Source organism: Staphylococcus sp. HGB0015, from assembly GCF_000411275.1.
Classification (GTDB): Bacteria; Bacillota; Bacilli; order Staphylococcales; family Staphylococcaceae; genus Staphylococcus; species Staphylococcus schleiferi.
Genome location: NZ_KE150418.1, coordinates 490,225 through 503,259 on the forward strand (window position 1 = coordinate 490,225; position 13,035 = coordinate 503,259).

At 36.6% G+C, this 13,035-nt stretch carries 9 protein-coding genes and 1 riboswitch; of the genes, 7 read left to right on the plus strand and 2 right to left on the minus strand.

The genetic code is table 11. From position 1 onward, the window contains the following. Positions 1-163: 163 nt before the first annotated feature. The 4 genes from HMPREF1208_RS08790 to melB all read left to right on the plus strand — a co-directional run bounded on the left by HMPREF1208_RS08790 (position 164) and on the right by melB (position 5,601). Positions 164-1,657 (plus strand): glycosyltransferase, encoded by a 1,494-nt coding sequence (locus HMPREF1208_RS08790; RefSeq protein ID WP_016426023.1) that lies wholly within the window; start codon positions 164-166, stop codon positions 1,655-1,657. Between the two features lie 14 nt (positions 1,658-1,671). Continuing rightward, positions 1,672-2,532, plus strand: a complete 861-nt coding sequence (galU, locus tag HMPREF1208_RS08795; protein WP_016426024.1) for a UTP--glucose-1-phosphate uridylyltransferase GalU — start codon at positions 1,672-1,674, stop codon at positions 2,530-2,532. 201 nt (positions 2,533-2,733) lie between these two features. Then, entirely contained in the window at positions 2,734-4,041 is a 1,308-nt protein-coding gene (locus HMPREF1208_RS08800; protein WP_016426025.1) for an anaerobic C4-dicarboxylate transporter family protein, read from the plus strand. A gap of 207 nt (positions 4,042-4,248) precedes the next feature. Beyond that, complete coding sequence (gene melB, locus HMPREF1208_RS08805) at positions 4,249-5,601, plus strand: melibiose:sodium transporter MelB (protein WP_016426026.1); 1,353 nt, start codon at positions 4,249-4,251, stop codon at positions 5,599-5,601. Between the two features lie 217 nt (positions 5,602-5,818). On the opposite strand, the gene HMPREF1208_RS08810 is transcribed toward melB, so the two are convergent. Both HMPREF1208_RS08810 and HMPREF1208_RS08815 read right to left on the minus strand, forming a co-directional pair. After that, positions 5,819-6,754 carry a nucleoside hydrolase gene (locus tag HMPREF1208_RS08810; RefSeq protein ID WP_016426027.1) on the minus strand — a complete coding sequence of 312 codons (936 nt, stop codon included), beginning with the start codon at positions 6,752-6,754 and terminating at the stop codon, positions 5,819-5,821. Positions 6,755-6,983: 229 nt separating this feature from the next. Next, positions 6,984-7,859 carry an alpha/beta hydrolase gene (locus tag HMPREF1208_RS08815; protein ID WP_016426028.1) on the minus strand — a complete coding sequence of 292 codons (876 nt, stop codon included), beginning with the start codon at positions 7,857-7,859 and terminating at the stop codon, positions 6,984-6,986. 170 nt (positions 7,860-8,029) lie between these two features. Between HMPREF1208_RS08815 and cls the strand changes: the two genes are divergently transcribed. The 3 genes from cls (at position 8,030) to HMPREF1208_RS08830 (ending at position 13,011) form a co-directional block, all read left to right on the plus strand. Next, a complete protein-coding gene (cls, locus tag HMPREF1208_RS08820; protein WP_016426029.1) occupies positions 8,030-9,520 on the plus strand; it encodes a cardiolipin synthase in 1,491 nt (496 codons plus the stop codon). Positions 9,521-9,640: 120 nt separating this feature from the next. Next, positions 9,641-9,743, plus strand: a riboswitch (TPP riboswitch). A 194-nt stretch (positions 9,744-9,937) separates the two neighbouring features. Continuing rightward, on the plus strand, positions 9,938-11,674 hold the full coding sequence (thiC, locus tag HMPREF1208_RS08825) for a phosphomethylpyrimidine synthase ThiC (protein WP_016426030.1): 1,737 nt from the start codon (positions 9,938-9,940) through the stop codon (positions 11,672-11,674). A gap of 323 nt (positions 11,675-11,997) precedes the next feature. Next, positions 11,998-13,011 (plus strand): HoxN/HupN/NixA family nickel/cobalt transporter, encoded by a 1,014-nt coding sequence (locus tag HMPREF1208_RS08830; RefSeq protein WP_016426031.1) that lies wholly within the window; start codon positions 11,998-12,000, stop codon positions 13,009-13,011. The last annotated feature ends 24 nt before the right edge of the window (positions 13,012-13,035 follow it).

Consider the following 13,035-nt stretch of genomic DNA (forward strand, 5'->3'; position numbering starts at 1 on the left):
TCCAATTCAACTTAAAACAATCGGATGTATCAGATTGCTTCCTGTTCATGACTTTAAGGAATAAATAGATAATGCATATTTTAATAAAACTTAAATTAATTGAAAATTCAAAAAATAAAAACTAGTGCTAAAGATATTATTTTGAAGATTAGGGGTGTACTAAATGAAAAAAGTTTTTATGATTGTCCATGAATTGGATGTTAATAAAGGCGGTATGACGACTGCCATGTTAACAAGGAGTAAAGTTTTCTATGACAACAAAATTGCTGGTAACATTGTTACATTTGATTACAAATTTGACTATCCAGAAATTATTCAAGCATTAAAAAAATCCAGGAAGATGGATGAGAGAACTGAAATGTTGAATCCTTTTGACTTCTATAAAGCTAAAGCAGATCAATCAAAAAACAAAAGAAATCCAACGTTATATAAGGCTATAGACCAGTTATTAAAAGGAACAGTTGAGATAAAAGAAAGTCAATCTGTTTCTAGATATTTCAATCAAAAAACTGGCGAATACGTGTCTTATAAAAAATCTTTTGAGAATACAAGCTTCTTAGATATTTTTGAAAACAATAAAAGGATTAAAAGAATTTATTATCGTGAAGAAAAGATTCAAAAAATTGATGTGTTTAATCACGAAAATAAATTAATAGCTGAGCAATTTTTTGATAGTAAGTGCTATCTCTATTTATATAGACAAATCAATGCCAAAAATGGTAGCGTCGGTCAAACATATTTGATCAATGAGAAAAAGCAATTTAAAAATAATGTAGGATTTTGTACATATTTTTTAGATGAATTAGTTAAAGATGATAAGAAGAATATTATGATTTGTGATGGGCCAGGTAGTTTTCCAAAAATGCTAGCGACTCGTCATAAAGCTGCAAAGAAATTTGCTGTAATTCATATTAATCATCACAAGAATTTTGATAATAGTGGTGCAGTTAAGGAAAAAGAAGATTATATATTGAAAAATGCACAAAAAATTGCTGGTGTTATTTGTCTCACTGAAGCGCAAAATAGAGATATTATCAAGGAATACCAAATTGATAACGTTTCTGTCATTAGTAATTTTATTAACATCACAGACCAAATCCCTGAAACTACACATCGAAAAGTGGTTGGACATATTTCCAGACTAGTACCACAAAAAGGTTTACCATACTTAATAGAAGTAGCAAAAGAAGTTGTGGAAAAGGATAATGAAATAGAATTTCACATCTATGGTGATGGAGAAGAGAAAAATAAATTAGAACGTTTAATAAGAGAAAATGAGCTTGAGAAAAATGTTAAATTATTAGGCTATACCGATAATGCAACTGATAAAATTAAAGACTTTGGTTGTGTCGTATCTACATCTCAATTTGAAGGGCAAGGTCTTAGCATTATTGAAGCGATGTTACTAGAAAAACCTGTGATTGCATTTGATATTAAATATGGACCTTCAGACTTTATCAGACACGAAGAAAATGGTTACTTAATCGAAAATCAAAATATATCTGGTATGGCTGATAAGATTTTAAAAGTTATCAATGATGAAGCTTTAGCTAAGCAGTACGGAAAAGAAAGTAGAAAAACAATTATCGAATTATATCATTCTGAAAAATTAATGGAAAAATGGGATAGACTTTTTAATGGGAAAGTCTTAGCGTAGAAAGGAAGTTTATTATGACTGTAAAAAAAGCGATTATTCCAGCGGCGGGGTTAGGTACACGTTTTTTACCTGCGACTAAAGCAATGCCGAAAGAAATGTTACCGATATTAGATAAGCCAACAATTCAATATATTGTTGAAGAAGCGGTACGTGCTGGCATTGAAGATATTATTATCGTGACAGGGAAACATAAACGTGCGATTGAAGATCATTTTGATCACCAAGTGGAATTGGAAAATAACTTAGCTGAAAAAGGTAAAGATGCGTTATTGGAAAAAGTGCGTCATTCTACAAATTTAGCGAACATGTTTTATGTACGCCAAAAAGAGCAAAAAGGTTTAGGTCATGCAATTTGGACAGCCAAACAATTTATTGGAAACGAACCTTTTGCCGTATTATTAGGTGACGATATTGTTGAATCTGACACACCTGCGATTCAGCAATTGATTGAAGAGTATGACCGCACGGGTAAATCTGTCATTGGTGTTCAAGAAGTACCGGAACAAGAAACGCACCGCTATGGGATTGTTGATCCAAAATCAAAAGACAATCGCTTATATGAAGTGACAAAATTTGTGGAAAAACCAGCGCCAGGTACAGCACCATCAAATTTAGCGATTATGGGAAGATATGTGCTAACACCAGACATTTTTGATTATCTTGAAAATCAAGAAAAAGGTGCAGGTGGAGAGATTCAATTAACAGATGCGATTGAGCGTTTGAATCAATCTGAACAAGTTTTTGCCTATGATTTTGAAGGGGAACGTTTTGATGTCGGTGAAAAAATTGGCTTTGTCAAAACGACGATTCAGTACGCTTTGAAAGATGAGGAAATGTCAGAAGAAATTCGTCAGTTTATCCAAACTTTGAAGTAGAACATCTCTATTACAACGTAAATGATACAATAAATGAGAGAACGTGAACGACGTTATCGACTTGATACCGTTGTTTGTGTTCTCTTTTTATTTTTTCAATTGTTACAATTTAGCCATTTATCGCTTTATTTATATATTAAACTGCTCATTTAAATATGCTAAAATATTCACATGAAAATTTAGAAAAGAGGAAGAAAAAGAATGCTTCTTTTTGCGATAGAAATATTGATTATGATACTCGCAATTGTTTTGGGTCTACGAACAGCAGGCGCATTGGGTTGTGGGATTTTTGCACTTTTTGCCCAATTAATTATGATTTTTGGGTTTGGTTTACCTCCTGGTTCTGCCCCTGTTACGGCTGTGCTGATTATTTTATCTATTGGAATTGCAGGCGGTACACTTCAAGCAACAGGTGGGATTGATTATTTAGTTCAACTTGCTTCAAAAATGATTGAACGTTTTCCAAAATCAATTATCTTTATCGCACCGATGATTGTTTTTGTATTTGTGTTTGGTATTGGGACAACTAATATTGCGTTATCTTTAGAACCAATTATCGCTAAAACCGCATTGAAAGCGCGTATCCAGCCTAAAAAGGCACTTACCGCTTCCGTACTAACAGCAAATATTGCTTTATTATGTAGTCCAGCGGCTTCAGCAACTGCCTATATGATTTCAGAGTTTGCAGGTCTAGGGATTACAATGGGGCAATACCTCTCCATCGTTTTACCTACGGCGTTAATCAGTATGTTGATTCTCAGCTGTTTTAATACATTTGTAGGTCGAACAAAAATAAGTGAAGCGCAAGCGCAAACGATGTTACAACAAATGATTATTGAAGATAAACAAGAGGTTAAGACTTTTGATAAACGCGTTAAATGGGGTGTTTTTACATTTATATTAGCAGTCATCTGTATTTTAACTTTCGGTATTTTTCCGAAAATCGGACCTACATTCCATGTAGACGGTAAAACGGTTCATTTACAAATGACCGATCTTGTCCAACTATTTATGTATACGAGTGCAATGATTAATCTTCTTTTAGTGAAAGTTCAGCCGAATCAGATTTTAACCACACATATTGCACAAGCAGCCATTGGTGCAATTTTTGCGGTGTTAGGGCCAGGTTGGCTAGGGGCTACCATTTTTAGTGCACATGCTAATCGAGAAATGATGGAAAATGGTATCGGAAGCCTCGTTTCACAAGCACCTTGGCTCATGATTATACTTGTCGCTTTAGTGGCGATGATTGTGATTTCTCAATCTGCGACCGCATCTATTGTCGTGCCAATCGTGTTGAGTCTCGGCATACCACCGACTTTCTTTATTGCAATTGCACAGACATTAAACGTGAACTTCGTTATTCCTGCACAACCAACGATTTTATTTGCTGTCGATGTTGACGAAACACGGACAACGAAAGTAACGAGTTTCTTAATTCCTGGTTTCTTTTTAATTACGACGACGGTCATTGTCGGTCTGACAATCCGATCATTATTAGGAATGTAAAAATAGGCTGGTTTAGTTTTTTCGAATCATAGCCATCAACTTATAGATGAAGTAAGGCAGAATACGTAGATTTTACGTGTTCAGGTCTTACTTCTTTTTTGGGAAGCATAATCACTGATTGTGGCATCATAGCGCAATGTAATGGATGAGAGAATTATGATATTTTTAATAATGCTTCTGTCTATAAATCGAAAAAGGGGATTCAATTTGAAAGCGCAGTTAACGAAAGTTCAAAAATTATCATTTGGAATAGGTGCCGTCGGTAAAGATGCTGTATTTAATTTAGTCAGTATTTACTTTATGTTTTATGTGACGGATATTATCAAACTATCCCCCGTTTTTGTGGGGTTTCTTTTTTTTATTGCAAGAATATGGGATGCCGTCAATGATCCGTTTATGGGGATGATGGTCGATCGAACACAGCATCGTTTTGGCAAGTTTAAAATATGGCTAGGGATAGGGACAGTGACAAATGCACTAATCACACTCTTGTTATTTACGAACTTTGAATTTCCTCAACCCATGATGTATGTTTATGTGTCAGTGATGTATGTATTATGGGGAATGACTTATACGATGATGGATATTCCTTATTGGGCGTGGCTGCCGAATTTGACACAAGATTCAAGAGAACGTGAGACAATGTCTGTGATTCCACGCTTTTTTGCGAGTTTAGCTGCTTTTATTGTTGGAACATGGGGGTTGTATTTGATTGACCGTTTGAGTCACATTTTAGGTCATGGAGATCTTTCAGTTGGTATGTTTATTGTGGCGCTTTTATGTAGTGTGCTTTTTGTAGTGACAATTGGAGTGACGCTCATAGGTGTTCCAGAAAATCAGTCAGTTAAAGTTCAGCCTATCCCTCGATTACGTCTTAAAGAAATCAAACAAATGCTTTTTCGTCATCATGCTTTATTAGCTATGATGGGATTACTCTTGTCTTTTAATTTAGGCATGCAGTTGCTTAATGGCACACTTATTTATTATTTCAAGTATGTCATCAATATTGAACAATATTTTGCATATTTTAACAGTATGCTATTTGTCGAAATGCTTGCGCTATTATTTTTGCCTTTTTGGATACGACATGTAGGACGTCAAAATGCGTTTAATAGCGCGATGTTATTCATCATTAGTGGTCTTGCTTTGATGTTATATTCTGGTTTTGTAGCACCGCATCAATTGGGATGGGTTTTATTTGGAGGAATGGTTCTTAGAATCGGTACGGGATTCATGCTAGGTATGGTGACAATTATGCTTGCGGATGTAATTGATGATGGGGAAATGCAATTTGGACGACGCCACGACAGTTTAAATACTGCGATGTATACTTTCATGACTAAAGCGGCACATGCGTTATCGGGTCTCATGATTGGTGCTGGCATGTCGCTATTTCATTTTATTCCAAATCAGCATCAGCGCATTGAAACGCAAATGGGGATACGTGTGTTGGGATTGATTTTGCCAATACTATGCATTGTAATCAGTACTTTTTTATATCATCAGATGTACCCTTTAAAAGAGAGTAGTAAGATTAAAAGAGGGCGGACATCCTCATAAATGTGATAGAACAACTTTAAGCAATGCTGTATTCATTCTTATTTTATACAGTTCCTATCCTCAAAGATAACAAGGATTGCGCAGCGCAAGATAACAGCGCATACGCAATCCCGGTCTCTACCATCCTTTTAATGATTTAAAAGCTTTTTTGTAACCTAAAATAAATCATATCTCAGGCATGTCGTTTTATTGAGAATATATTTGATCATCAATATATTTAGACTTTTTTAGCAAGCTCTGTAATGTATTTAAAGAATGCATCATGTTCAACATGATTGATCACTTGAATGAGACGTCCATTTTGATCGTCTAAATAAGTTCGACCTTGGCTAGGTCCTTTTGTATAAACGGAAGCTTTTACTTCCTCTTTTTTGACCAGTGAAGGTTGACCCACATAAGCTGTCGTCAAGACATCCCATAAAAAATAAGTCGAATTCGTTTGAAAATGTGTTAAAGGTGGCACAGCTGCATAGCTGACGCCTAGGAAGTCAACACCCGGATAGTGGCGTTCGTCTGCCCACATTTGACGGATATTAAGCGTTAATGGCACTTGGTTTGTACTTTCAAGTGCGACCATATCGATTGGAATCGTGCTATCAAAAACAGTTTTTACTGCTTCTGGATCCCAAAATGCATTCCATTCTGCCGTTCCATCATGTTCAGGTTCTTCCACATTACCGCGTTCTAAAAATGTACCGCCCATCCAAACGAGACGTTCAATTTTTTCAGTAATATGAGGAGCGACTTGTAATGCTTTCGCTAAATCCGTTAAAGGTCCTGTAAATAATAACGTCACGGATGTCTCAGAAGTTTCAAGACGATCGATGATATCTTGATATGCAGGAACCGTTCTTAACTGTGATTGTACAGGGACCCGTTCATTTAAGATAGGCAAGGCATCCATGAAAAAGGCATGCATACGCCAGTCTTTTGGAAATGGATTTTTACCTCGTTCTTCTGAAGCGGCGACATCTAGAGGATAACGAGAAAAACGATTAATAATTTTACGAGAAGCGCTCTCTGCAGGCTCAACATAGCTATCTGCGCCAATCGCACTGACTCCAATTAACTGAATATCCTCCATCTGTAAAAGTAAAAACAGTGAAATGAGGTCATCTACACCGCCATCATGGTTAAAGTAAACGTGCTTCATAAATTTCTCCTTATATTGAAGTTGTTGTATAAATACGACTTATACTATGTTCAATGTACAACGCGTGCCGTGGAATGACAAGTGATGGGATACTTTTTGTGTTGGAAGTCAGAAGAGATAGTGGGAGACTGACATAAAAAAGAGCCCAAAAAAGTAGCAAGATGTTACTTCGGGCTCGTTTGCATGTTATAGCGAGTTAAAAAATGTGAGATGTTTAAAGCGAAATCATTTAAAACGTAGTGCCACTTTGGCGTTCATCCGTTAGGTAGATCCATTGAACGATGTCTTGGAAAATGAGGTCATTATAGCTAGATTCATTAAAAATTTCATGTTGTAAGTCTGAATAAATACGTATTGCTTTATGTTGTGAAGCAATTTCGTCATAAAATTGTAATGAATCTTTTGGATTAACGATAGGGTCTGCTTGACCGTGTAAAACCAAAACATCATCTACAAATGCATCTGGGTTTTCTTTCAGTTCGAGAATACCATCTACAATGGCATAAGTAAGGCCCATCGAGATTTCATTTGGAACGAGTGCATCGTGGATATAATCTCTAACCACATTGAGGTCAGAGCAAATGCCTTCTGATAAAACGTTAGTAAAATACGTGTCTGGTGGTGTTTGTCTGTCGCCGTATGCTTCTGCAAAGAAACGATTGTTATCTCTAGTGACACCGCCAGAAGTTATCATACCATTCACGCGTCCAGGGTAGCGTGTACCATAAAAGGCAACGTTGTAACCACCCATGCTGTGACCGATTAAGTATATTTTATTACCGAAGTTGTCTTTAACATATTGAACAACTGCATCTAAGTCTTCTATAATTTGATCTTTATGATCATAGTGTGTTTTTTTACCTTCAGAGCGTCCATGTCCACGTTGATCATAACGAATAACATTGATAGAATTTGAAACTAAAAAGTCAGTAATTTTATCATAACGGTCTAAATGTTCAGCTAAGCCGTGAACAATAATGACATTAATTTGTTCATCAAGCGTTTCATCATCTGGTAGTTCAAAATCAAAAAGTCTTTCTGCGCGTGTGATTTTAGCATAAAGCTTTGTCCCATCTTTAGACGGAATATAATCAATATAGCTCATTATAAAACCTCCTTTGATGATTTCTTTTAGTTTATCCCAAATGAATTGAAAATGGAAAAATTTTCGCCATGTTTTGTTTGATTTAATTTATTCATTGCTCAGTTAAATGCTTAAAACTAATAATTGCGTTATAATGATGACATTCAAAAATAGATAAGGGGGAGCCACCATTGCAACTCATATTTGATCCGAATGTCAACATGATATACAGAATTGTATCAGGTATTTTTTTTCTGATAAATGTTGTTTTAGCATTGTTTATTATCTTTTTGGAACGGGATCGGCGTGAAGCAACAGCGACATGGGCTTGGCTGTTGTTACTATTTATTATGCCGATATTCGGTTTCTTGCTGTATTTGTTTTTCGGTCGAGCGGTAAGATTGAAAAGCTCGCGTCATGAACAAGGAAAAGAAATCGAGGATGCGCGAACGCGTGTCAAAAATCAAAAGCAACAATTCATTGATCGCACCTTTAAAACAGAAAATCCTGTTGTAGAAAAGCAATCTGATTTAGTGGAAATGATGTTGACACGTGAAGTGAGTTTTTTGAGTGAAAATAACCATGTGAAGACATTTACTGATGGACATGCACTTTTTGAAAAGATGAAGCAAGATTTAAAAGCAGCCAAAACCTATATACACATGGAATTCTATATTTTGAATCTAGATGGTCTTGGTAAGTCTGTTCTTGAAATATTAAAAGATAAAGCGAAGGAAGGGCTTGAAGTTAAACTTCTCTATGATGCGGTAGGTTCAAAACAGTTAAGAAAATCAAAATTAAAAGATTTAACTGAAGCGGGTGTAGAGGTTGAAGCGTTTTTCCACGCGAAAATTATTCCTTTCGTTAACTTTCGTGTCAATAATCGGAATCACCGCAAAAACGTAGTCATCGATGGCGATATCGGTTATGTGGGGGGCTTTAATGTAGGGGATGAATATTTAGGTTTAGATGAAAAGATGGGTTACTGGCGTGATACGCATCTACGCATACAAGGTGATGGTGTGGACGCGTTACAACTTGGTTTCATTCACGATTGGAACTCACAAATTGCTGATGAATATCAACTTGATTATAGTGAACGTTATTTCCCAGAAAATGCGCGTAAAGATGGCCAAGTTGCTATGCAATTAGGTCTGAGTGGACCGAACAGAGATTGGCCACAACTCGAATTTGCGTATTTAAAAATGATTATGAATGCGAAATCAACTATTTATATGCAGTCGCCTTACTTTGTCCCTGATGTGGGCTTCGTCAATGCTTTGAGAATTGCTGCAAAATCAGGTGTCGATATTCATCTAATGATTCCGAATAAACCAGACCAACCTTTCGTTCATTGGGCGACATTGACAACGGTCGCATTGTTAATGTATGAAGGTGTCAATGTCTATACGTACGAAAATGGTTTTATTCATTCCAAAATGATGGTTATCGATGGAGAAGTGGCGTCAGTCGGCTCTGCTAATATGGATGCGCGAAGCTTTAAATTGAACTTTGAAGTGAACGCGTTGATTTACAATCAAGATATTGCTGAATCATTGATTTCTGCATTTAAAGAAGATTTAAAAGTCTCTAAACAATTAACACCTGAACGGTATGAAAACCGGTCAAATTGGGTTAAATTTAAACAATCGATTGCTAAATTAGTCTCACCGATTTTATAATTTGAGCTTTGTTTATAAACCAATCGGTGTAACGAAATGCATACTAGAAACAGCAATTTTTCTAAGATGAATTGTCATATTACATTTTTAGTGTTACGATAAATTTGCAAAACTTAAATATGAACTTGCTAGGGGTGCTTTAATGAGCTGAAAGAGGTGCAAGCCTCAACCCTTTGAACCTGATCTAGATTATACTAGCGTAGGGAAGCAAACGAAATGATTTAAAAGATAAAGTGGTTTTTTGAAACGCTGTCTATTTTGGTTTAGTCTTTCATAATGAAACGAGCCATCTCAGGACGCCTGCCACTTCATAATATATTCGTTTCTTTAATGCGCACTCAGCTTTTCTAGAGTGCGCATTTTCTTTGGTTTTCAGTTGAATTAAAGGCCTCGAGCATGAATTAGGAGGCAAAGGGAATGAAACAAGAACAAATTGAATTGAAGAAAAATTTTCCGGCAAGTCAGCGTATTTACAAGGAAGGTGTCGACCCTGATATCCACGTCCCCTTCCGTAAAATTCAGTTATCTGACACAATCATGGACACGGAAGTACTTCATAATGATCCAATCGTGGTGTATGATACAGCAGGCCCTTACCATGACGATCATTACGAAGTCGATGTTACGAAAGGAATTCCTGCATTGCGTGACAACTGGATTGAAGCGCGTCATGATGTTGAACATTATCAAGGACGTCGTGTGCAATCGATTGATAATGGTTTTAAGTCAGCGTCGCATCAAAATTTAGTGACACATCCTTTTCAATATCAACCTAGAAGAGCCAAAGCAGGCCATCAAGTTACCCAAATGCATTATGCTAAAAAAGGGATAATTACGAAAGAGATGAAATTTGTTGCTTGTCGTGAAAATGTCAGTCCAGAATTTGTAAGAGATGAAATTGCTAAAGGGCGGGCGATTATCCCAAATAATGTTAATCATCCAGAGTCTGAACCGATGATTATTGGTAAAAATTTCCAAGTTAAAATTAATGCCAACATAGGGAACTCTGCAGTATCTTCTTCTATTGAAGCAGAAATTGAAAAGCTCGTGTGGGCAACACATTGGGGTGCAGATACGATTATGGATTTATCGACAGGTAAAAATATTCATGCAACACGTGAATATTTGATTCGTAACTCTCCGGTGCCGGTTGGAACAGTGCCGATTTATCAAGCGTTAGAAAAGGTAAATGGCATTGCAGAAGATTTAACGTGGGAAGTGTATCGAGATACTTTAATTGAGCAAGCTGAACAAGGTGTAGACTACTTTACGATTCACGCAGGTGTATTATTACGTTATATCCCATTAACTGTAAATCGTTTAACGGGAATCGTTTCTCGTGGAGGCTCAATTATGGCACAATGGTGTCTCGCACATCATGAAGAAAGCTTTTTATATACACATTTTGATGAGATTTGTCAGATTTTAAACCAATACGATATCGCTGTTTCTTTAGGGGATGGCTTAAGACCAGGCTCTATTTATGATGCGAACGATGAAAGTCAAATCGCGGAATTAAAGACGCTAGGTGAATTGACTGAAATCGCTTGGGCACACGATGTCCAAGTGATGATTGAAGGACCGGGACATATCCCGATGCATAAAATTAGAGAGAACCAAGAGCTCGCTGATTTTTACTGTAAAGAAGCACCGTTTTATACTTTAGGACCTCTTACCACTGATATTGCGCTTGCATATGATCATATCACTTCTGCAATTGGGGCAGCACAAATTGCGAGTCATGGAACAGCCATGTTATGTTACGTGACGCCAAAAGAACATTTGGGATTGCCTAATAAAGAAGATGTACGTGAAGGTGTAGTGACGTATAAAATTGCAGCACATGCCGCAGACCTCGCAAAAGGCTTGCCGGGCGCTACAGAACGTGACGATGCAATCAGTAAAGCGCGATTCGAATTCCGATGGATTGACCAATTCAATTTGTCTTTAGATCCTGAACGTGCGAGAGCCTATCATGATGAAACATTGCCAGCAGAATCAGCTAAAGTCGCACACTTCTGTAGTATGTGTGGGCCAAAATTCTGTTCAATGCGTATTTCACACAATATTCGAGACGCACATAAGGATCAATTAGAGGGCATGCAAGAAAAAGCAAAAGAATTTAAAGCACAAGGTAGCCGGATTTATCATTAAACATGAATGACATGTGGCACGTATGATGAAATAATAAAATGGACTGAGCCATCTATCTGATGTCTATGTCCTATTATAAGCAATAGAGGTCGATGATTGGGTGACGATTGAGTTAAATGTCATGTGCCATCATCGTTGCCTCTATTGCTATTTTTGTGCGTAACATCAGTATTTATTAAGACGTTATATTTTAAGCCGAAAATAACCCTCTAATAAATATAATCATTAAAAGTTTATTTGATAATAATGGGAAAAACTTTTAATTTTGTTTAGTTCGTTGTATTATTTTATTATTATAAAATAAGAATTGAAGTGATGAAGATATGGAAAGAACGAAAGGTATTAAAGCTGCTCTTCCTTATTTTGTGGTGATTCTGCTTTTACATATTATAGGTGTTGTTTTTCTAATGATTGGCGGAGCGAGTCATCCGCTCATCATTGGAATGGGCGTGGTCGCTTATACATTAGGATTGAGACATGCATTTGATGCGGATCATATTGCTGCAATCGATAATACGGTACGTAAACTTTTAGAACAACAGCGTAATTCTATGGGGGTAGGTTTTTATTTTTCACTCGGACATTCAACTGTGGTCTTTTTAATGGCAGTTATGTTAGGGTTAGCCGTTCATTGGGCGCAAAGCCATTTAGCAGGTTTTCAATCAACAGGTGGATTAATCGGTACATTGGTTTCTGGATTTTTCTTATTATTAATTGGGCTTTTAAACTTAGTTATACTGATTCAGTTAATACAATTATCCCGAAAATTGAAATATGAAGAAATTGGTGAAAGCCAAATCAATGAATTGATTGAATCAAGAGGCTTAATCATGCGCTTTGTAGGACCACTTTTTCAATTCATTAATCAAAGTTGGCATGTTTTTCCTTTAGGATTCTTATTTGGTTTAGGATTCGACACAGCAAGTGAAGTCTCCTTACTGGCGTTATCAGCGGGGGCGTCACAACATACAGTGCCATTTTTAGGTATCATTGCTTTGCCGATCTTATTTGCATCAGGCATGAGTTTACTCGATACACTAGATGGTGTATTCATGACAAATGCCTATCATTGGGCATTTGAGCGTCCTGCTAGAAAGCTGTTTTACAATATGACGATGACCGCTATTTCAGTCATTGCTGCAATTGTTATAGGTGGTATTGAAATTATTCAGCTTATTGGCGAAAAACAACATTGGGACCATGGCTTTTTAGGGTGGTTGACACAATTAGATTTTGGATGGTTAGGCTATATTTTAGTCATCGTGCTCATACTGTCATGGCTTATTGCACTACTCGTCTGGAAAGTGGGCCATTTTGAGGAAAAATGGGGAGCATAACGATCATAAAAAAGAGGGAGCAAG

Excerpts from the sequence above, each read along its gene's own strand:
- HMPREF1208_RS08790 (WP_016426023.1), top strand. The coding sequence starts at position 164 with ATGAAAAAAGTTTTTATGATTGTCCATGAATTGGATGTTAATAAAGGC.
- galU (WP_016426024.1), top strand. The coding sequence starts at position 1,672 with ATGACTGTAAAAAAAGCGATTATTCCAGCGGCGGGGTTAGGTACACGT.
- HMPREF1208_RS08800 (WP_016426025.1), top strand. The coding sequence starts at position 2,734 with ATGCTTCTTTTTGCGATAGAAATATTGATTATGATACTCGCAATTGTT.
- HMPREF1208_RS08810 (WP_016426027.1), bottom strand. The coding sequence starts at position 6,754 with ATGAAGCACGTTTACTTTAACCATGATGGCGGTGTAGATGACCTCATT.
- HMPREF1208_RS08815 (WP_016426028.1), bottom strand. The coding sequence starts at position 7,859 with ATGAGCTATATTGATTATATTCCGTCTAAAGATGGGACAAAGCTTTAT.
- thiC (WP_016426030.1), top strand. The coding sequence starts at position 9,938 with ATGAAACAAGAACAAATTGAATTGAAGAAAAATTTTCCGGCAAGTCAG.
- HMPREF1208_RS08830 (WP_016426031.1), top strand. The coding sequence starts at position 11,998 with ATGGAAAGAACGAAAGGTATTAAAGCTGCTCTTCCTTATTTTGTGGTG.